This is a genomic window from Frigidibacter oleivorans (genome assembly GCF_003993775.1).
Taxonomy (GTDB): Bacteria; Pseudomonadota; Alphaproteobacteria; order Rhodobacterales; family Rhodobacteraceae; genus Frigidibacter; species Frigidibacter oleivorans.
The window spans coordinates 126,458-147,043 of sequence record NZ_RJRZ01000007.1; the positions used below are offsets into that span (position 1 = coordinate 126,458).

Annotated in this window: 18 protein-coding genes and 1 tRNA gene; 4 read left to right on the forward strand and 15 right to left on the reverse strand. The window is 68.6% G+C overall.

The window, feature by feature from the left end; all coding sequences use genetic code 11:
* Positions 1–29: 29 nt before the first annotated feature.
* The 3 genes from rpmA to EEY80_RS11095 all read right to left on the reverse strand — a co-directional run bounded on the left by rpmA (position 30) and on the right by EEY80_RS11095 (position 1,893).
* On the reverse strand, positions 30–299 hold the full coding sequence (gene rpmA / locus EEY80_RS11085; protein ID WP_126976626.1) for a 50S ribosomal protein L27: 270 nt from the start codon (positions 297–299) through the stop codon (positions 30–32).
* Between the two features lie 6 nt (positions 300–305).
* Positions 306–743, reverse strand: a complete 438-nt coding sequence (gene rplU / locus EEY80_RS11090; RefSeq protein WP_126976627.1) for a 50S ribosomal protein L21 — start codon at positions 741–743, stop codon at positions 306–308.
* Between the two features lie 232 nt (positions 744–975).
* The gene (locus EEY80_RS11095; RefSeq protein WP_126976628.1) at positions 976–1,893 is read right to left on the reverse strand and encodes a DUF2059 domain-containing protein; all 918 of its coding nucleotides are present in this window, start codon (positions 1,891–1,893) and stop codon (positions 976–978) included.
* A 203-nt stretch (positions 1,894–2,096) separates the two neighbouring features.
* Between EEY80_RS11095 and EEY80_RS11100 the strand changes: the two genes are divergently transcribed.
* Positions 2,097–2,186: transfer RNA gene (locus tag EEY80_RS11100), tRNA-Ser, on the forward strand.
* Positions 2,187–2,521: 335 nt separating this feature from the next.
* On the opposite strand, the gene EEY80_RS11105 is transcribed toward EEY80_RS11100, so the two are convergent.
* The gene (locus tag EEY80_RS11105; RefSeq protein WP_126976629.1) at positions 2,522–3,592 is read right to left on the reverse strand and encodes an NAD-dependent epimerase/dehydratase family protein; all 1,071 of its coding nucleotides are present in this window, start codon (positions 3,590–3,592) and stop codon (positions 2,522–2,524) included.
* Positions 3,593–3,708: 116 nt separating this feature from the next.
* Between EEY80_RS11105 and EEY80_RS11110 the strand changes: the two genes are divergently transcribed.
* Complete coding sequence (locus EEY80_RS11110; RefSeq protein ID WP_126976630.1) at positions 3,709–4,308, forward strand: TetR family transcriptional regulator; 600 nt, start codon at positions 3,709–3,711, stop codon at positions 4,306–4,308.
* A 93-nt stretch (positions 4,309–4,401) separates the two neighbouring features.
* Here EEY80_RS11110 and acnA read toward each other — a convergent pair whose 3' ends face one another.
* The 7 genes from acnA to EEY80_RS11145 all read right to left on the reverse strand — a co-directional run bounded on the left by acnA (position 4,402) and on the right by EEY80_RS11145 (position 12,895).
* Positions 4,402–7,032, reverse strand: a complete 2,631-nt coding sequence (acnA, locus tag EEY80_RS11115; protein WP_205749093.1) for an aconitate hydratase AcnA — start codon at positions 7,030–7,032, stop codon at positions 4,402–4,404.
* Between the two features lie 83 nt (positions 7,033–7,115).
* Complete coding sequence (locus tag EEY80_RS11120; RefSeq protein WP_126976631.1) at positions 7,116–8,066, reverse strand: DUF6282 family protein; 951 nt, start codon at positions 8,064–8,066, stop codon at positions 7,116–7,118.
* Positions 8,067–8,122: 56 nt separating this feature from the next.
* Complete coding sequence (locus EEY80_RS11125; RefSeq protein ID WP_164738226.1) at positions 8,123–9,094, reverse strand: tripartite tricarboxylate transporter substrate binding protein; 972 nt, start codon at positions 9,092–9,094, stop codon at positions 8,123–8,125.
* Positions 9,095–9,123: 29 nt separating this feature from the next.
* Entirely contained in the window at positions 9,124–10,626 is a 1,503-nt protein-coding gene (locus EEY80_RS11130) for a tripartite tricarboxylate transporter permease (RefSeq protein ID WP_126976633.1), read from the reverse strand.
* A gap of 2 nt (positions 10,627–10,628) precedes the next feature.
* Positions 10,629–11,117, reverse strand: coding sequence for a tripartite tricarboxylate transporter TctB family protein (locus tag EEY80_RS11135; protein WP_126976634.1), 489 nt, complete (start codon positions 11,115–11,117; stop codon positions 10,629–10,631).
* 109 nt (positions 11,118–11,226) lie between these two features.
* Positions 11,227–12,207: a hydroxyacid dehydrogenase gene (locus EEY80_RS11140; RefSeq protein WP_126976635.1), complete on the reverse strand. Its 981-nt coding sequence runs from the start codon at positions 12,205–12,207 to the stop codon at positions 11,227–11,229.
* Entirely contained in the window at positions 12,200–12,895 is a 696-nt protein-coding gene (locus tag EEY80_RS11145; RefSeq protein WP_126976636.1) for an RraA family protein, read from the reverse strand. The genes EEY80_RS11140 and EEY80_RS11145 overlap by 8 nt, the downstream gene beginning before the upstream one ends.
* 129 nt (positions 12,896–13,024) lie before the next feature.
* On the opposite strand from EEY80_RS11145, the gene EEY80_RS11150 reads away from it, so the two are divergent.
* Positions 13,025–13,903: a LysR family transcriptional regulator gene (locus tag EEY80_RS11150; protein ID WP_126976637.1), complete on the forward strand. Its 879-nt coding sequence runs from the start codon at positions 13,025–13,027 to the stop codon at positions 13,901–13,903.
* A gap of 146 nt (positions 13,904–14,049) precedes the next feature.
* Here the strand turns inward: EEY80_RS11150 and EEY80_RS11155 are convergent, their stop codons facing one another.
* The 4 genes from EEY80_RS11155 to EEY80_RS11170 all read right to left on the reverse strand — a co-directional run bounded on the left by EEY80_RS11155 (position 14,050) and on the right by EEY80_RS11170 (position 19,487).
* Entirely contained in the window at positions 14,050–15,399 is a 1,350-nt protein-coding gene (locus tag EEY80_RS11155; RefSeq protein ID WP_126976638.1) for an MmgE/PrpD family protein, read from the reverse strand.
* Between the two features lie 14 nt (positions 15,400–15,413).
* Positions 15,414–16,769, reverse strand: coding sequence for an MmgE/PrpD family protein (locus tag EEY80_RS11160; RefSeq protein ID WP_126976639.1), 1,356 nt, complete (start codon positions 16,767–16,769; stop codon positions 15,414–15,416).
* 14 nt (positions 16,770–16,783) lie between these two features.
* Positions 16,784–18,142, reverse strand: coding sequence for an MmgE/PrpD family protein (locus EEY80_RS11165; RefSeq protein WP_235829799.1), 1,359 nt, complete (start codon positions 18,140–18,142; stop codon positions 16,784–16,786).
* Positions 18,143–18,665: 523 nt separating this feature from the next.
* The gene (locus tag EEY80_RS11170) at positions 18,666–19,487 is read right to left on the reverse strand and encodes a universal stress protein (protein WP_126976640.1); all 822 of its coding nucleotides are present in this window, start codon (positions 19,485–19,487) and stop codon (positions 18,666–18,668) included.
* 207 nt (positions 19,488–19,694) lie between these two features.
* On the opposite strand from EEY80_RS11170, the gene EEY80_RS11175 reads away from it, so the two are divergent.
* Positions 19,695–20,486, forward strand: coding sequence for an NAD-dependent epimerase/dehydratase family protein (locus EEY80_RS11175; protein WP_126976641.1), 792 nt, complete (start codon positions 19,695–19,697; stop codon positions 20,484–20,486).
* Positions 20,487–20,586: the final 100 nt, after the last annotated feature.

Here is a 20,586-nt window from a genome sequence, read left to right on the forward strand (position 1 = left end):
CCTTTACACGCGTCCTGTGAAGGTTCGGCTTACTCGGCTGCCTCGGCCGCCGGGAGGACCGAGATGAAGGTGCGCCCCTTGAGGCCCTTCTTGAAGGCGACGCGGCCCTCGACCACGGCGAAGATGGTGTGGTCGCGGCCCATCTCGACGCCGTTGCCCGGCCACCAGGTGGTGCCGCGCTGACGCACGATGATGTTGCCCGGAACCGCGGCCTGGCCGCCATAGAGCTTCACGCCGAGGCGACGGCCGGCCGAGTCGCGACCGTTGCGGGAGGAACCGCCAGCTTTCTTGTGTGCCATGGGGGATTACTCCTGGGCTTCGGCGGCTTTCTTGGCCGCCCGCTTCGGTTTCGCCGGGGTCTCGGCGGCTTCGGCGGCCTCGACCTTGGTGCGGGCGCCGACCGCGGCCTTCACGCCGCTGCCTTCCGCGCCCGAGGCGAGGATGTCGGTCACGCGCAGCAGCGTCAGCGTCTGGCGATGGCCGCGGGTGCGCTGCGACGAATGCTTCCGCCGGCGCTTGTGATAGGTGATGACCTTGTCGGCCTTGATCTCGTCGATCACCTCGGCCTGCACGGCCGCGCCCGACACGAGCGGGGCGCCGAAGACCGGGGCATCGCCGCCGACCATCAGGATGTCGTTGAACTGGACTTTTTCGCCGGCATTGGCGGACAGCCGTTCCACGCGGAGCACGTCGCCCGCCTGGACCTTGTACTGCTTGCCGCCGGTCTTGAGGACCGCGAACATGGCGTCTTCCTTCTCTCACCGCGCCCTGCGGCCCCCGGATCGTCCGGGCGTTCGGTCCGCGGCAGGCCAGCCGCGGCGCCTTCGGGCAGCGCGCCCTTTGCGGGCGTGTTGCTGTGGGGCGCCCCCGGAACCGCCCGGAAACGCCAGACCCGGCCTGTCCGAGGGGACCAGCCGGGATGCGGGCTTGTCCGGGATTTGCGCCGCGAAGTCAAGCCCGCCGCGAGGGCCGCGATCAGATTTCCTGACCGGCGAGCATCGCCGCCGCGGCCTTGCCCAGATCGTAGGAAACCTGTTCGAAGACCCGGTCGAAGGCGGCGAACAGCGCCGCGTTCAGCTGCCGCCCCGGTCCGGATTCGGAAAAGGCGATGTACCCGTCGATCTCGTCATCCGTCAGCGGATCGTAGGCCAGCAGCAGATAGGAATAGAGCCAGCGTTCCGTCTCGGCCCGGATCGAGTCTTCCTGCGACCAGACATCGGCCAGCAGATCCTCGTCGGTCGGGTCGCCCGGGATCGCCCCGCCCTCGACCATGCCCCGGTAGAAGGCGAGGTTGGCGTTCAGCCCGCCCAGCACATTCGCCTCGATCAGGTCGGCCGCGGCGGCGAAGCGTTCGATCTGCGCCAGCCGCGGCGCCTCGGCCGCCATCATGTCCTCGAGCCGCAGCGTCGCCGCCTCCTCGACCCCCTCGTCCAGCAGGGCCCGCCGCGCCGCCAGTTCCAGATCGACCGCACGCCGGCCGAAGGGGGCGGCGAAGAAGTCCCGCATCGGCGCGATATCGGCATCGGCCAGCGCCGCATCGAAGGTCGCCAGGAACAGCGGCAGCAGCCTGTCCGCCGCATAGATGTCGCGCACCTCCTGGTGCCAGCGCGGCCCGCCCTGCCCCGCGAAAAGCTCGTCCTGCAGCTCGTCGCCATAGGCCTCGCCTTCCTTCTGCATGATGGCGAACAGTTCGTCGAGCCGCAGCAGGCCGGTCAGTTCGGCATGGGCGGGGGTCGCGGCGGGCGCCGGGGTGGCGGGCGCCTCGGCCGTGCCGGCGGCCGGCGGGGTGACTTCGGCCAGGGCAGGAAGCGTGGCCAGACCCGCCGCCAGCCCGAACAGCATCGCGCGCCACCGGACAGGGCCGTCGCGGCGAATGGTGGCAACTGTCGTCATCGGACCCCCCAAGGCAGATTTTGCCTTAGGTAGCCCGCAGAGGGGGGGCTGCCAAGCCACCTCACGCGATGGGGACCGGACGCGGCCGCGCCGGAAAAGGGCGCGCCCTTGCAACCGGCCGCGTGAGACCCCTCCCGCGAAAATTCCGGTTGCAGGCCTCCGGCCGAGCGGCTACATCCCCGCTCCACGACGACCACCGATGCGGAGAGGTGCCGGAGCGGTCGAACGGGGCGGTCTCGAAAACCGTTGACCCTGCGAGGGGTCCCAGGGTTCGAATCCCTGTCTCTCCGCCATCTTTCGCGCCTGTGTTCCAACGTCCCCGCTCGTCGAACCTTCTGCCGGTCTCCTAGACCGGGGCCGGAGGACGATTGCGCAAGGTGCGGCCGACTCCGCGGAACGCCAGTCCAGGCTCCTTGGCGACATCCCCGGCCACCGGCACGACATGGCCGCAGGTGCACTGGACGAAGGTTCCGCCTGGCCTGAGCGCGCGGAAGGCGGGGGCGAGGATCCGATGCCGGACCGAGGGGCGCCTAGCGAGAAGCGGCAGGCCCGACACGACCGCTCCCGACGCGACCGCTCCCGACACGGCGGCTCCCGTCGCCCGGCGAGGCCGACCGGACAAGACCGATCATGCCTGAGCCGCCAAATGCGTCGCGCCGTGCCGTGACGCCGTCGCATCGGCCTCGCGGCCGGTCGCGGCCCGCTCCATCTCCCTGAACCCCGCCTCGGGTGTCAGGATCGGCGCATAGCCCAGTTCCGTCCGGGCCCTCGAGATGTCGAGCGTGAAGTCCTTCCCGATCAGGCGCAGCATCTGCCGGGTGATCGGCGGCTCGCCCCGAAGGCGCAGCAGGCGCCACGCCATTCCCATGATGCCCGCCAGTGTCCATGCCATCCCGAAGGGAACGGCCCGGTCCTTCGGGATGACGCCGCGGCTCGCCAGAAGGCGCGTCAGGAAGGCCTTCAGCGTGGTGTCGATGCCGTCCGACACGAAATAGGCGGCGCCTTCCTGGCCCCGGTCGGCGGCGAGGATCAGCGCGTGGCAGAGATTGTCGACATGGCAGGTCGACAGCGCCTGCCCGCCGCCCGCGACCCACTGGAACTGCCCGGCCTTCACGGTTTCGACCATATGGTCGAGCGCGGGCATGTCCGGTCCCCAGATGAAGGGCGGGCGGATCGCGACGGTCGACAGCCCCTCGCGGCGGCCATTCGCCGCGCGGAGGATGTCCTCCGCCTCGGCCTTGCTGGCGGAATAGGGCGCGAAGCCCATGCGGTGAAGCGGCAGGTCTTCCGTCACGCCGCGCTGCAGTTCGGGGCGCCCCATGACCACGGCAGCGGCACTGACATAGACGATGCGACGGACGCCCGCGCGTTCGGCGGCGGCGACAACGTTGCGGGTGCCCTCGACATTCATCGCGCGGAAGGTGCGGCGCGGCCCCCACAGCCGGAAATGCGCCGCGACGTGAAAAACCGTGTCCACCCCCGCCATCGCCCGCTCGAGCGCCGCCTGGTCGCACAGGTCGGCCTCGCGCGTCTCGGCGCCGAGCGCCGCGACGGCGGACCGGCTGGCGGCCGATCGGCCGATGCCTCGGACCTGCCAGTCCCCGGAGATCAGGCGCGGGATCAGATGGCCGCCGACGAATCCGGAACCCCCGGTGACAAGGGCGGTGCGGCGGGCGGAGGCTTCGGGAAGCGGGATCATGGCGTTCTCCTCGGGTTGCGGGATCACCCGTCGCAAATCACGGGATGAGACACAATACATATCATGAAATATGTTACTTGTTGCACTCCAAATCGTCATCCCCTAGACCAAGGACCATGGAGAGCGCTTCACCCACCCAACGCGACCACATTCTCAAGACCGCCCGGGACCTGATCCGGCGCTTCGGCGGCGCAAAGACGAATGTGGTGGATATCGCGCAGGCGATGGGCCTGTCGCACTCGGCGATCTACCGTCATTTCCGGTCCAAGGCCGATATCTTCGACGCGCTTGCGGCCGCGACGATGGCCGAGGAGGCCGCCCTGGCCGAAACCTTCGTCGAAGCGGACGGCCCTGCCGCAGAACGGCTGACGGCGCTCGTTCTGGCGCTGCACCGAAGCAAGCGCGCCAAATTCGCCGACGATCCCGAGATGCATGCCCTCTACCGCCGCGTCGTCGAGGAGCGTCCCGACCTCATCCTGGATTACGCCCGCCGCATGACGGGCCTCGTCCGCCGTCTCCTCGCAGACGGGGTCGCGCGGGGCGAGTTCCCCGGATGCGACCTCGACGCGGCGGCGGGCGCCGTCCGCGACGCCGTCACGGTCTTCGTCCACCCCGCGCATGTCGAGGCAGCAGCCAGGGCGGGTCTCGATCAGGAGGCCGGCCTGCAGACGACGTTGCGGATCCTTGTCGCAGGACTGGCCGCCGGCGCCGTCTGAGGGCGCCGCACAGGTGGCGTCGCGCGGCGGCCTGTCGCCGGTCGCGGCCGGGGGCGATGACGACACGGGCAGCGCGCCCGCCCCCGCCTTCCGTCACTGCGACCGGGCGTCCGCGTGCTGCCGGATCAGGCGTCCCGCGACGCTCGGCAGGATGCCGCCTTCGCGCAGATAGCGCAGCTCCTCGCCGGTATCGACGCGGGACCGGGCGGTGAAGATCTTGCGGACCGATCCGTCGGGGCCGATGACGGACACCTGCAGCCGTTGGCCGGGGCTGAGGTCGTCGCAGGACGTGTCGACCGAGAACCGGTCCTCGGGCCCGAGACCCAGTGACCTGCGCCCCTCGCCATCAAGGAATTCGAGCGGCAGCACCCCCATGCGGACCAGGTTCGACCGGTGGATCCGCTCGAAACTTTCCGCGATGACGACGCGGATGCCGAGGAGTTGGGTGCCCTTGGCGGCCCAGTCCCGCGCCGAACCCGCGCCGTAGCGTTCGCCGGCAATGACCACGACCTGTTCGCCGCGCGCCGCATAGGCCCGGGAGGCCTCGAAGATGGTGGTTTCGCGGCCCTCCGGCAGGATCCGGGTGCGGGGGCCGATGCCGTCGACCATCTCGTTGCGCAGCCGGAGATGCGCGAAGGTGCCGCGCGCCATGACATTGTGGTTGCCGCGCCGCCCGCCATAGGTGTTGAAATCCTGCCGCTCGACGCCCCGCTCCCTCAGATAGGCCGCCGCCTCGCTGTCGGGCGCGATGGTGCCGACCGGAGAGATGTGATCGGTGGTCACCGCATCGCCGAGGATCAGCAGTGGCCGCGCGGCCGAAAGGATCGGGCCGGCGCCGGCAAAGGCCGCGGGCAGATCGAAGAAAGGCGGCCGCTGGATATAGGTGCTCTCCTCCGTCCAGCCGAAGGTATCGCCGCCGCCGATATCGAGCGCCTCCCAGTTCTCGTCGCCCCGGGTCACGTCGGCATAGGAGGCGCGGAACCGCTCCTCCACCACCACGCGGCGCAGAAGCGCGTCGATCTCTTCGGCCGCGGGCCAGATGTCGGCAAGTCCGACCGGACGGCCCTTTTCATCCCGGCCCAAGACTTCGAGATCGGTCCGCATGGTCCCGGCGATGGCATAGGCCACCACCAGCGGCGGCGAGGCGAGGAAATTCGCCTTCACCTGCGGGTGGATCCGCGCCTCGAAGTTGCGGTTGCCCGACAGCACGGCGGCCACGCAAAGATCGTCGTCGACGATCGCCTGCGACACCTCGGCGTCGATATCGCCGGAATTGCCGACGCAGGTGGTGCAGCCGAAGGCCGCAAGCTCGAACCCGAGCGCCGCGAGATCGGCATCGAGCCCCGCCGCCGACAGGTAGTGCATGACCGCGCGCGACCCCGGCGCGAGCGAGGTCTTGATGCGCGGGTTCACCGTCAGGCCGCGCCGGCGGGCATTCCGCGCCAGCAGGCCCGCCGCGATCATCGCCTCGGGGTTCGAGGTGTTCGTGCAGGAGGTGATCGCCGCGATGACGATATCGCCGTCGCTCACCCCGTCCCGCGTCTTCACCGCGGATCCGATGGTCTCGTCCATCACGGCGCCGACCGCGGCGATGTCGCGGCCCTGTTCGGGGCGCGAGGGGCCGGAGACGGTCCGGCTGACCCGCGAGAGGTCGAAGTCCATCACGTCGTCGAAGCGGGGCCGCGCGTCGGGGTCGAACCACAGACCGGTGCGGCGGAGGTAGTCCTCCGCCGCCGCGACCTTGCCGGCCGGCCGCCCGGTCAGCGCGAGATAGTCGACCGTCGCCCTGTCCGGCGGGAACATCGCCGCGGTCGAGCCGAATTCCGGGCTCATGTTGGCGATGGTGGTGCGGTCCGCGACCGACAGCGCCGTCACGCCGGGACCGAAGAATTCGATGATGGCCCCCACGACGCCGAAGTTGCGCAACGCCTCGGTCAGTTTCAGCGCGAGATCGGTCGCCAGCACGCCGGTGGGCAGGCTGCCCGTCAGCTCCACCCCGATCACCGGCGGAACCAGCATCGAGACCGCCTCGCCCAGCATGACCGCCTCGGCCTCGATGCCGCCGACGCCCCAGCCCAGCACCCCGATGCCGTTGACCATCGTCGTGTGGCTGTCGGTGCCGATCACGGTGTCGGGGAACCGCCATGTCCGGCCGCCCGTCGCGCGGGTGGACACGACATCGGCCAGATGCTCGATATTGATCTGGTGGATGATCCCCCGCCCCGGCGGGATCACCGTCAGGTTGTCCATCCGCTTCTGCGCCCATTTCATGAAGGCAAAGCGTTCGCGGTTCGCGGCGAATTCCAGCGCCTGGTTGCGCAGGATGGCGTCCGGCCCGCGCGAATGATGCGCCAGGATCGAATGGTCGATGATCAGGTCGGCCGGCACCTGCGGGTTCAGGCTGCCGGGGTCGATGCCGTGGCCGCGCGCCTTGTCGAGCAGCATCGCCATGTCGATGAGCGCGGGCAGCCCCGCGCTGTCCTGCAGGATCACGCGACCGGGATGGAAACCGATCTCCGTGCCGCGCGCCTCGCCCCCGGCCAGCCGTTCGGCATGGCCGGTGGCGATGCCGTCGCCGGTCTCGTGCCGGACGAGGTTCTCGAACAGGACGCGAAGGCTGAAGGGCATCTCCGCCAGCCGCGGAAACCGCGCCATCGCCTTGCGCAGGTCGACGAAACGGGCGCCGTCCGCTTCGGTGAAAAGGTCGAGTTTGTCAGAGGTCACGCGGTCGGGGTCCTGCAATAGTCGGTGGCATTTCAGTCGGCGCGGACCGTGAGCGCCCCGCGGTCCGCGCCGGTGCTGCGCGATCAGAGGCCCAGCAACATCCCGGGGTTGTCGCGGACCATGGTGTCGATGTCGGCCTGCGAGACCCCTTCGGCCAGAAGCCCGTTGATCAGTTCGATCATGCCGTCGGGGTGAAGCGGGTTTCCCGTCTGCCCCAGATCGCTGGCCAGGATGAAATGCGCCGCGCCGATCTGCTTCACCGCCGCGCTCATGTCGGCGATCGAGTTCGGCTTGCGGGTCCTGAGCCACGGAAGATGCGCCGTCGGTGTCCCCAGATGATCGAGGTAGATGAGTTCGAGATAGGCGCCCATCGACGCCGCTTCCTGCATCTGCTCGATGTTCAGGCCGGGATTCTCTGCCATGGCATGGGTGACGACGATCTTCCCGATCCCCTTCTCGGTCGCACGGCGAACCAGCGCGAGCACCTCCTCCGGGTAGAGATGGCCGGTCTCGAGGATCAGGTCATGCTCCAGAACCGCATCGAGCACCTCTTCGGTCTCGGGCGTCAGCGCGCCATCCACGAGCACGCGTATGCCGCCCGGCTGGCCGCCCTTCGATTCCCGGTGGAAGGCGGCGTCGAAGGTCGGGAACCAGACGACCTTTCCCCGGCCGCCGGACATCTTGGCCATCGTGCGGACGGCCTCGGCATTGATGCCGCCGACCGCATGGTTCAGCACCACGCCGCCGAAGACCTCGATCTCCGGCACCTGCGCATTGACCAGCGCCGCCCGGTCCGCGGTCATGGTGACGTGGTTCTTCAGCACCAGCCCGCCCATGTCGTGGCGGGCGGCGATCTCGGCGAGTTCGATGTCGGTCAGGTTGCGCGCCGACACGTCCGGCGCGGTGTGAATGTGGAAGTCGATGGCGCCCCGGATGGGGTTGTCGTCTGTCGCCGCCACCTGCGCCATGGCGGGCGCCTGTGCAAGGCAAAGGGCCACTGCCGCGGCGAGCGGGCGCGTGAAGGTCAAGGTCATGTCGTCTCCTCCCGTCAGGACGAAGACCCCGGGCGGGTTGCCCGGGGTCCCCCGCATCAGTTGTTCGAAAGGAAGATGTCCTTGTACTGAGCGTTGAACTCGTACTCGTTGTTCAGGTAGTCGACCGTTTCCTCTGCCGACAGGAAGTAGGGGGTCATCTTCACCTTGGCGTATTCGGTCTTCAGCGCCTCGCTGCCGGCCAGTTCGGCCAGCGCGCCCTTCAGCGTCTCGACCACGTCGTCCGGTGCCCCGGGCGGAAGCGCGACCCAGAACAGCCGGTCGGGCATCTCGACGTCGATCCCCTGTTCGGCGAAGGTCGCGACATCGGGCAGCCCGTCGAAGCGTTTCGCGGCCGGTGTGCCGAGCGCGCGCATGTCGCCGCTGTCCAGATAGCTCTGCACCGCGCCCACTTGCACTTCGGACACGTCCACATGCTGGCCGAGGATGCTGACGATCTTCTCGCCGATCCCGCCGACGTCGATGTTGTGCATCTCGACGCCCGCGGCCTTTTCGAAGGCGGCGGCGTGGACATGGGTCTGGCTGCCGAAGTTGATGCCGTTCTTCACCGTGCCCGGGCTGGCCTTCGCGGCCTCCACCACATCCTGCATGTCCTCGTAGGGCGAGCTGCTCGCGGTGACCCAGATCGACCCTTCGGACAGCCCGACGGAGCCGAGCACGGTTAGGTCGTCGAAGGAAAAGTCGATCGCGCCGGTCAGCATGCTGCCGAGCACGCCCGAGTGGTGGAACAGCATCGTGTAGCCGTCGGGGGCCGCCTGATAGACATGGGTGGTGGCGATGCTGCCCGAGGCGCCGGCCATGTTCACCGGCACCACCGTCTCGCCAAGAGCGGCTTCGAGCTGGCTGGCGAAGATGCGGCCCAGCAGATCGGTGTCGCCGCCGGGATTGTAGGGGATCACCATCTGGATCGGTTTCGACGGATAGTCCTGTGCCATGGCCGCGCCGCCGGCGAGCAGGCCGAGCGCCGGGACCGCCGCCGCGGCGATGGTCTTGAGGTGACGGAATTTCATGGTTTTCTCCTCCTGTTGAAACATGTCGCCTAGCCTTGCGGGACCGGGCGAAGACGGGTGTAGAGCGCCGAGATCAGCGGCAGAGCGATGAAGACCAGCGACAGCAGCAGGAACAGGCCGCTGATCGGACGGGTCAGGAACTCTGTCAGGTCGCCTTTCGAGGCGGTCAGGGCCCGGTAGAAGTTCGTCTCGACGATGGGGCCAAGGATGAAGCCCAGCACCGCCGGCTGCAGCGGAAACCCGAAGGTGCGCAGGGCAAAGCCGAGTCCGCCGAACATCACCATCGACCAGACGTCGAAGGCGCGGTTGTTCAGCCCGAAGGCGCCGACGAGGCACATCACCACGACCAGCGGCATCAGCACGTTCTTGGGCGTGCGGACGATGCGGACGAAGACCGGCATCATCAGGAACATGAAGGCCGCCATGGCGATCGACGCGACGACCAGCGACGTGAAGATGCCGTAGACCAGTTCGCCCTGGGTCAGGAACAGCAGCGGCCCGGGCTGGATGTTGTTCATGATGAACGCGCCCAGCAGGATCGAGGCGACGGTATCGCCGGGAATGCCCAGGGCCAGCAGCGGCACGAGCGCGCCGCCGATGCAGGCGTTGTTGGCGCTTTCCGAGGCGACGACGCCGTCCACGATGCCGGTGCCGTACTTGTTGCCGCGGCGAGAGGTCTTCTTGGCGGCAAGATAGCCGGTCAGGCTGGCGGTGCTGACCCCGATTCCCGGCAGGATGCCGATGCCGGTGCCGACCGTGGCGGCGACGAGGAAGGTGCGGATGTTGCCCACGACATCGGCGATCTTGAGCCCCACCTCCCTGGTGGTCTCGCCCAGCTTGCGCATCGTGGCCTTGGCCGGGCCGTTCCCCGAGTCGTGCAGCAGTTCGGAGATCGCGAACAGGCCGACGAGGAAGGGCACCATGGCAAAGCCGGCCTGCAGGTCGGTATGGCCGCCGGTCAGACGCTCGATCCCGCCCACGGGGCTCATCCCCACCATGGCGATGGCGATGCCGATCACGCCGCTGATGAAGCCCTTGATCATCGACCCGGCGCTGAGGCTCGCGATCAGCGACAGCGCGAAGAACGAGACGGCGAAATACTCGAACGGTGTGAACTTCAGCGCAAAGCGGGCCAGCATCGGCGCGAAGATGGCCAGAACGACGATCCCGAACAGCGTGCCGCAGAAGGAGGCGAGGACGGCGGCGCTGAGCGCCTTCTTTGCCTCGCCCTTCACGGCCATGGGATAGCCGTCGAACAGCGTCGCGACCGAACCGGGCGTCCCCGGCAGGTTCATCAGGATCGCGGGGATCAGCCCGCCCGAGATGCCGCCGATGAAGAGCCCGCAGAGAAGCGACAGCCCGTGCAGGGGCGGCATGGTGAAGGTCAGCGGCAGGCACAGGATCAGGCCCATCGAGGCGGTGAGGCCCGGGACCGATCCGAACACGATGCCGAGCGCCACGCCGCCGAACACGAGCAGGATGCAGTAGATGTCCAGAGCGGCCGAAGCGCCCTGCAGAAAAACGTCGAACATGGTCAGCTCCCCAGGATGCCTTGCGGCAGCGGCATCGACAGCAGGTGCCAGAACATCAGGTTGACGGTGACAGGGAATGCGATCGCGATGATCGCCGTGCGCAGGGGCCTGAAGGTCCCGGCCTCGTAGGTGAGGATGTAGCACTGCGCGAAGATGTAGAGCACCGAGGTCAGCACGAAGCCGAGCCACTGGAAACAGGCCGCGGCGGCGACGATCAGCACCGCTGTGGCAACCAGCCGGCCGGGATAGGCGACATGGGGCGTGCCCGGTGCCGCCTCGCCCTCCGCATCGGTGTCGCCGAACGGAACGAAGGTCACGACCAGCAGGCCGAGGCTCAGCGCGCCGAGGATCAGGGCAACAAGACGCGGCGCAAGGCTCATGTCGAGCCCGGCGATCACCGTTTCCCCGGGACCCGGCAGGCTCAGGTACATCGCGATCGCGGCCAGCAGGATAACCGCCCCGGCAATCCCGTCCGTCAGTTTTCTGGTCATCTTCTCCCCCCTTTGTAAGCCCGCAGCCGCGCGGTGCCGGCGGCCGCATCATCCCCCCTGAACGTCCGGGATCCCGCGGCATCGCCCGGTCCCCGACGCCCCCGGATGACTAGGCGACCCGGTAGTACTCCGTCGCCTGGCCGAACAGCGCCTGCGCCGTTTCCCGCGCGATCGAACAGGCGACGCGGCGAAGGCTTTCCTGCGTGGCGCCGCCGTAGTGCGGCGTCGCGATGAAGTTCGGCAAGGACAGCAGCGGGTGATCGGGCGACGGCGGCTCCTGCTGGAACACGTCCATCCCCGCCGCCCCGATCGGTCCGTCCGCCAGCGCGGCGGCCAGGGCCGGTTCGTCGACGATCCCGCCGCGCGAGGTGTTCACCAGGATCAGACCGGGCCTGGCCGCCGCGAGAACCTGCTGCGAGATCAGCCCGGTCGTTTCCGGCGTGCGCGGCAGGTTCACGCTGACGAAGTCGCAGGACGCGAACAGGTCGGTCAGAGACTCCACCCGGGTGACGCCCGTCTGGTCCTGCCAGACGCTGTCCGGCAGTTTCGGGTCGTAGGCCGCAACCTCCATCTCGAAGGCGTTGCGCAGGATGTCGGCGGTGAGCCGGGCGATCCGGCCATAGCCGACGAAGCCCACGCGATTGCGGTAGAGTTCGCGGCAGCCCCTGCCCTTGCGCCCCTCGGCCCAGCCACCGGTCCGCACCAGATGATGCGCCTGCACCACCCGGCGCGCCGCCGCCAGCATCAGCGTCACCGACAGTTCGGCCACCGATTGCGAATTCTCGAAGGGCGTGTTCAGCACGACGATGCCGCGTTCGCGGGCGGCCTCGATATCGACCGAGTCGACCCCTGCCCCGTGCCGGCCGATGACCTTCAGCCGCCGCGCCGCGCGGATGTCGTCGCCGCGCAGGTCGAGCCCGCGCAGGATCACCGCATCGGCCTCGTCCCGCCAGTTCTCGATCCGGGCATCGTCCCAGGTAACGACGTCGAGACGCGGGTCGGCCTTCAGAAGATCCACGGCATCGCCGTGGATGGACGCAAGCAGGAACACCGTCTTGCGCTCTCCCGGAACCGGCCGCGCGTCATTCATGGGCGGCCTCGATGAATTCGCAGCCCGCCTTCTTCAGCGCCGCGTCGACCCAGCTGCGGTCCAGCGTGCCATCCCTGCCCGCCGCAACCTTCGCCTGATCGTTCGCCGACAGCGCGCGCGCCTTGGCCAGAACGTCTTCCGCATCGTTGCGGGGGACGATCACCACCCCGTCATTGTCGGCCAGAACGATGTCGCCCGGGTTGACCACGCACCCCTCGAACGCGATCGGCACGTTGATCTGGCCCGGGCCCTGCTTCATCGGGCCGCCCGGACGGGTGCCGGTGGCGAACACCGGAAGCCCCAGCGTTTCCAGCGAGTCGATGTCGCGGATCGGCCCGTCGAAGACGATGGCGGCGACCTTCCTGAACTTGGCGTAGCCGAACATGACCTCGCCCATCAGCGCCTGCGTCTGCGCCCCGCCGTTGGAGACGACGATGACGTCGCCTTCCTGCGCCATGTCCAGCGCCTTGTGGATCAACAGGTTGTCGCCCGCCGCGACCTGCACCGTCAGCGCCACACCCGCCACCGGCCGCGCGAGGCGCGGCCCCTGCAGGCGGGTGCCGGCCGGCAGCGAGTTCAGGCGGTTCATTACATCCGCCACATTCGCCGACGGCAGCGCGCCGAAGGACTCTACCACGGCGGGCGACGGAAGCTTGCGTTGACAGAACACGCGGAAGCCGACGGTCATCTGGTTCTCCTCTGAACGGAAGGACCCGGCGCCTCGCGGCGCGGCTCCAAGTGTTGCAACCGTTCTTGCCAAAGAGGCGCGATAACTACAAATTCCAAAAAATCATCAATTGATAGCCCGGAGTTTGGAATGGATGTCAGGGACCTCACCTATTTCCGGGCGATCGCCGAACTCGGGCATATGGGACGGGCCGCCGAGCGGCTGCATCTGACCCAGCCTGCGCTGACGAAGGCGATGCAGCGGCTGGAGGACTCGCTCGACGGCAAGCTGTTCCTGCGCGAGGGGCGCGGCATCGCGCTGACCGAGCTGGGCCGCGTCCTGCTGGAGCGGAGCGGGGTCATCGACCGCATGATGACCGAAACCCGGCGCGAGCTGCGCGGCTTCGCCCAGGGTGAGGCGGGGCATATCCGCTTCGGCTGCGCGCCGACGCTGGCCAAATACTATCTGCCGGAAATCATGCGAAAGCTGCTCGACCAAAGCCCGCGGGTGACGATCGACCTTGAAACGAATGTCAGCGGACCTCTGCTGGCCGCCTTGCGCCAGCATCGGCTGGACGCGGTGCTGACCCATGTCACCGGCCCGATGGACGGTTTCGAAGTGTCGCCGCTGCTGGAGGACGAGGTGGCCATCGTCGCCAGCTGGGCGCATCCGCTGGCCGGGCGCGAGGTCCGGGTCGTGGATCTGAACGCCTACAACTGGGTCCTGCCGGGCGAATCCGCGTTGCAGCCCTGGCTGCACGACCTGTTCAAGCGGCACGGCTGCCCGCCCCCCAAGGCCCAGGTCACGGCGACATCCATCCTCTACCTGCCTTCGCTGATAGGCGGCACGCAGCTGCTGAGCCTCCTGTCGACCCGGAACCTTCAGGACGAGGTGACGGGGCGACACCTGACCCAGATCGACGTCGCCGACGCGCGCCACTACCGGACCTTCGGCTTCGTGGCCCGCGAACGCGAAACCCTGTCGCCGGCCACCCGCCGCCTGTTCGAGATCATCCGAGAGACGCTGTAGGGGTCTCGGCCCATCGCGAGCGGCTCGGGGTTCGGCGTGCCGTGGAGGTAGAGGTTTACCGGCAGGCGAGCCGCGATGCGATCCCGTGCCGCGAAGGGCCCGCCTGAGAGGCGGGCCCTTGTCCGTTTTCACGCGGGGCGCGCGGCTCAGGCGAAGAAGCCCATCATGGCCGCGAGGTCATCCAGCCTATCCATGGCCAGCACGGTCTCGAAAGCCTCCCGCGCCACGGCACGGTCCATGCGCACCGAGACGCAGTCCGAGAATTTTTCGAACAGTTCGGCATCCGACATCGGGTTGAGCGGGCCGCGCCCGAAGTTGGTGGACGCGGTATCCTCAAGGACGCTTCCGTCCTTCAGCGTCACCCTGACCCGGCCGAGGTACTGATCCTCGTCGTTGTGGCCGGCCGACGTCGTCACCTTCAGCAGTTCGGCCACCGGGGGCGTCATGAAGGCGCCTTCGGCGAAATCGGCGATCCGCAACTGGCCGTCCACCAGCGCCTTCGCAGTCAGGAACTGGACCGAAAACTTCGCGTCGAGCGCGGTTGCAGGTTCCGGGCGGTTGGTATGCGCCAGCCGGCGGTCATGCGTCCAGGTCTCGATTGCGGCAATCCGGTCCGGACCCAGTGCCCCCTGCGCGGCGCGGATCTTCAGCGCGGCGTCGATTGCGGAATGCGCGCTGCCGCAGCAGGGATGCTGCTTGATCGCGATGCCCGGCTGAAGGATTTCGGGCGTGCCGGTCCAATCGTCCAGGATCTTCTCCGTCGAGAACGTGCCTTCGCCGTTCAGGACGTTGAAGAACCCGTAGGTATGCTCGAAGGCCTCCAGATTCGCCGTCACGCCCGCCGAGGTCATCAATGCTGCAAGCAGGCCATTGTGGGCCGCCTGCCCGACATGCAGGGGCTTGACCGGCGTGCCGAAATTCGACTTCAGGCCGGAGGTCATCGAGACGGTCATCGCCAGCGCATTGGCCAGTTCCCCGGCATCCAGACCCAGCAGCCGGGCCGAAGCGACGGTCGCGCCGAAAACCCCGAGCGTCGCCGTCGGATGCCAGCCCTTTTCATAGTGATGCGGCAGAAGCCCCCGCGCGAGCCTGGTCTCGGTCTCGAAACCGGCGAGATAGGCCTCGATCACGGCCTTCCCGCCCAACCCGCGCTCCTCGGCGATGGCCAGCACGGCCGGAACCACCGGCGCAGACGGATGCCCGCCCATGGTGGTGGAACAGTCATCGAAGTCGAGCGCATGCGACGCCGTGCCGTTCACCATCGCGGCGTGCAGCATGGTCGAGCTGCCGCGGCGCCCGACCCGGGTGGCCTTGCCCGGCGCCGACCGCGCGCCCAGCACCGTCTCGAGGCTGTCGATGAAACCGGCGCCCGAGCCGGCCACCGTCACCCCCAGCGTATCCGCCACCGCGCGCTTGGCCACATGGATCGCCTCGTCGCCGCTGGTTTCCAGCGAGATCGCGGCGGCGCGTTGAGCCAATTCGTTTGCAAAGGTCATGTGCATGCTCCTGGTCAATGCGTCGCGGCTTCGATTTCGTCGGTCAGCCTGGAAACGGAGGGCAGCGCGTCCAGATCGAGCAGCATGTCGAAGGTCGCCCGCGCGCCCGCCGCGCTGATGCTGCGCGAGGCACAGTCGAGGAACTTGGTCCGCAGCATCTCGGCCGGCAGCGGCGCTTCGGGTCCGCGCCCGAGCGGAGAGGCGACCTCGGCCTTCAGCCGCTCGCCCGAGGCGAGGACGACCGTGACCTCGGCGCCATAGTCGTTCGAGTCGTCCTGATGCGGCACCATCTCGATCAGGGACATGACCTTCATCACATCCGGGTCGTGCAGCGCCTCTTCCTCGAAATGGTCCAGCGTCACCGCGCCGGTGATCAGCGCCCGCGCGACGGCATAGGGCAGCGAGAACTTGGCATTCAGCGCGCTGCTGGCCGGGTTCTGCACATGCGGCAGCATCCGGCGGCGATGCATGTGGACGACGACCTTCTCGATCGCCGCCGCCGCGGGCGCGTTCTTGCCGTTGATCTCGATGGCCGCGTCGATGGCGCCGTGCACGCTGTAGACGCAGGGATATTTCTTGATCGACAGACCCGGGCTCATCAGGTCCAGCGGATCGCCCCAGCCGGTCAGCATCTTGTCGACGTCGTAATTGCCGCTGCCGTTGAAGACTTCGAGAAACCCCTGCGGATGTTCCAGGGCGCGGGGTCCGGCGCCAACGCCCTGTTCGGCGAGCAGCGCCGCGAAAAGCCCGTTGCGCGCGGCGATGCCGGCATGCACCGGTTTCGTCGGCGTGCCGAAGTTGGCCTTCACGCCCGAGGCGAAGGAGGCGGCCATCGCGAGCGCATGCGCCATCTGCCCGGCGCTCAGCCCCATCAGCCGGCTGGCCGCCGCCGCGGCGCCGAAAATGCCGAGGGTTGCCGTCGGATGCCAACCCTTTTCATAGTGGTAGAAGTTGACCCCGCGCGCGAACCGCGTCGCAAGCTCGACACCGACGATATAGCCGTCCAGCAACGCCTGCCCCGATGCGCCCCGCGCCTCGGCAAGGGCGAGGAGCCCGGGGATGATGATGACGGTGGGGTGCCCCGACAGCGACTTGCTGGTGTCGTCGTAGTCGAGCGCGTGCCCCGAGGTCCCGTTGACAAAGGCCGCTTCCAGCGGCGCCAGACGCTGCTTGCGCCCCAGAACCAGGGCGGGTCCGGCGACCTCCATCCCCGCGTTGAGAACCGATGCAGTGGTTTCCGTATTGGCGCCGAGAAGCGCGCAACCGACGGTGTCCGCGATGGCCTCGCGCGCCCACTTCTTCGCGTCGGACGGGAAATCGCGATAGTCGAGATCGACGGCGCGTTGCGCCAGTTGGAGGGCGAGTGTCATCTGTTCTCCTGCTGTCAGTGTCCATCGCGAGCGGCGAGTAGGCCGGTGATCCCGGCAACGGAGGCCTGGGTCTGAAGCGCCATTGTGCGCTCGTAGAGCGCGGCAGCGTCGGCGGGCGTCATCAGCGCGCTGCAGCAGTCGTCGAACTTGCGGCGGAACTCGTCCTCGCTCAGCGGATTGTCGGGCCCTCGGCCCATGGCGACGCTGGCCGACGCCCGGTGACCTGCGCCCCCCGGCATCGTCACCGCCACCTCGCACTGGTTCAGATCGTCACGATCATGCGCCGAAAGACCGACACGGCGCATCAGGGCCCGGGTCGGTTCGTCATCCAGCGCGTCAGGCTGAAAGTCCCGCAGGCCGACCGTGCCGTGCAGCAGCGCCCGCGCGACGAGGTACTGGGTGCTGAACCGCGCGTCGAGCTCGTCGCAGGGGTTCGGCCGGTCGATGTTGCGCAACCGGCGGGAATGCAGCTGGACCGTGACCGTCTCGGGCACCGCGCCCTGTTGCAGGTCCGGGCGGAGGCTCGACGCCGCATCGATGGCGCTGTGGATGAAGGCGCAGCAGGGGTACTGCTTGATCGCGATGCCCGGCGACAGGAATGCCTCGCCCGGCATCAGCGGGTCGAGCGCCGCCTGGTCGAGCTCCTCCGCCGGGCGGCCGTTGAACGCCCTGAGATAGCCGAGCTTGTGTTCGAAGGCCGTGACATTGGCCGTCAGCCCGGCCTCGGCGAGCAGGGCGGCCTGAAGTCCGTTCCTGTTGGCCATGCCGGCATGGAGCGGCTTGGTCATCGTGCCGGAATTCGCGCGCAGCCCGGCCGAGGCCGAGGCCGAGATCGCGAGTGCGCGCGCGGTGGTGCCGGGGTCGAGGCGCAACAGCCGACAACATGCCGCCGCGCAGCCGACAACGCCGAAGGTGGCCGTCGGGTGCCATCCGCGGTTCACATGGTCCGGGTTCGACAACCGCGCCAGCCAGATCCCCGTGGTCACCCCGGCCATATAGGCCGCCAGCAGATCGGCCCCGCTCGCGTTCCGGGCCTCCGACAATGCGAACAGCGCCGGAACCAGCGAGACCGAGGGATGCCCGTCCATCAGCAGATTGCAGTCATCGAAATCCAGCGCATGCGCGGCGGCACCGTTGATCTGCGCGGCGTCGAGCATCGAATGTCCCGTCCGGCTGCCCACGACCGTGGCCGGGCCCGCGGCCAGCGGCAGAGTGTCGCGCAGAACGCGCACCACGGGTTCCTCATGGCCGGCCGCCAGACAGGCCAGCACATCGGCAATCGAGCGGCGCGCCCATTTCACCGCTTCCTCAGGCTGGGCCTCCAGGGAGAACCCGCTGGCAGCGCGCGCCATCTGCATCGTCACAGGGATCACGTGGTCATCCTTCCTTCTCTGTCACGCGCGGCGGTCCGCCAGCCTGCCTCGGAGTGCGGGCACCTCGTCGATCCCGGCGCACAGCAGAACGCGTCCGCGGCCCCTCATCGGGCCGGGCGCAACAGGCCCCGAAGACGCCATCGCCGCATGGAACGGAAACGAATTCTCCCACCCTCGGCCTCTGCTCCTCGCCCCGACATACATAGGCAAGCAAATGTATATGTATGTATACAGTGCAATGCAAGGCTGACAGTTTACCCGAAATTCGGGCCGGCGGGACGGCCCGCACCCGCACACGCCCGGGGCGCATCTGCGCGAATGTATCTCTGGTCGGACACGCCGTATCAGGTCGGCCGAAGCCGTCGCCAGCCGGCCTAGGGGGCCGAGCTTCCCTCCAAGAGCTCGTGATCGCCGGACTCTCCGTCGGGCCCGAAGGCGGTCCGGCCGACCAATGGACTGCCGCCTCCCCGGCGGCGGGCCGGGGAGGCGGCAGGATCGCGCCCGGCAAGCGCCGGATGCGCGCTCAATGCGACATCAGCACCGGCACATGCGCCTCGGCCATGATGTCGACGGTCACGCCGCCGAACAGCGCCTCGCGCAGGGGGCTGTGGCCCCAGGCGCCCATCACCAGGAGGCCCGCGCCGACCGACCGGCAGGTGTCGAGAATGCTTTGCGACACCGCGCCCGAGCGGCGTTCCTGCACCAGATGCTCGGCGGTGATGCCGTGATGGGCAAGGTAGTCGGCCACGCTGTCGCCGCCACCCGCGACGGGCGCGCCGATGGTGAGGATCGTGACCCGCGCTTTCGTCTCGAGGATATGCATCGCATCCGCCAGCGCCCGGGCCGAGGCGCGCTGCCCGTCCCAGGCGACCAGCGCATGTTCGTTGATCTGCGGCAGGTCATAGCCCTCGGGGACGAGGATCACCGGGCGGCCGCCCTCCAGCGCGATGGTCTGCGGGGGCGCACCGAAATGTTCCTCGCCCGCGCGGGCGGCGCGCCGGCCCATCACCGCGATGTCATAGGTGCGCACGCAATCGGCGAGGCTGAAGCCGGAATGGGTGTCGAGGTCGAGAAAGCTTGCCCGGATCCCCGGCCCGCTCTCGTTCACCTTTGCCATGAAGGCCTCGCGCATCTCGGCCACGGTGGCGCTGTCGCGGCTTTTCAGCAGGTCGAGCACCTGCTGGCCCATGTAGCGCCGGTAGCGGCTTTCCATCAGGCTCGGCCCGTGAGAGACGACGCCGGTCAGATGCGCGTCGTACTTGCGCGCCATCAGCGTCGCGAGGTGCAGCGCCCCCGATCCGCTGGCGGTGCCGGAATAGGCGACGATGATACTGCGGATGGCCATGATGTCTCCTCCCTGCCCGGGCCTGCCCGGGTTCGTCCGGGCGCGACCGTCCGGGCCATGGTGCCAGACTTCCGCGCAGCGATGAACGCTTTCGTCGGATGGCGATGTCGCAGCGGCCGGGGCGGGGCGCCGGGGCCGCGCCGATTGACGCCGCGCCGGCAACACATATGATAGGTATGACAAGTTGCCAGAGCGGGAGAGCGATCCTTGAAACGACTTCTCATCACCGGCGCGGCCGGCGGGCTGGGGCGCGGGATGCGGCGCCGGCTGGCTGACCGGGCCGAGATCCTGCGCCTGTCGGATCTGGCCAATCTGGGCGATGCCGCCCCGCATGAGGAGATCATGCCCTGCGATCTGGGCGACGCGGCGGCGGTCCATCGTCTGGTCGAGGGCTGCGACGCGATCCTGCATCTCGGCGGCATCTCGGTCGAGGACCGGTTCGCGCCGATCCTCAACGCCAATATCCTGGGCGTCTACAACCTGTTCGAAGCCGCGCGCGCCCATGGCCGGCCGCGGATCATCTTCGCCAGTTCCAACCACACCATCGGCTATTACCGGCAGGACCAGCGGCTGGACGTGACCATGCCGCTGCGCCCGGACGGCCTCTATGGCCTGTCGAAATGCTTCGGGGAGGGGATGGCGCGGCTCTATCACGACAAGTTCGGGCAAGAGACGGCGCTGGTGCGCATCGGCTCCTGCTTCGAGGCGCCGCGCAACCACCGGATGCTGTCCAGCTGGATGTCCTATGACGACTTCGTGTCGCTGATCGACTGCTGCCTGCGGGCGCCCCTGCTGGGCTGCCCGATCATCTGGGGCGTGTCCGACAACGATTCGACCTGGTGGGACAACAGCGCCGCCGCCTATCTGGGCTGGCGGCCGAAGGACAATGCCGAACGGTTCCGGGCGGAACTGGACCGCACCCAGCCCCGCCCCGCCCCCGACTCGGCCGCGGCGCTGTACCAGGGCGGGCCCTTCGCCGCCGACGGCATCCACACCTAGGCCGCCCCGGCGGCGCGAAATCTTTGGCCGGGCGCCGGCGGGGGCTTGTCCACCGCCGCCTGTGGACAAGCGCCGCGCCCCGGCCCGGCCGTCCTGCCCG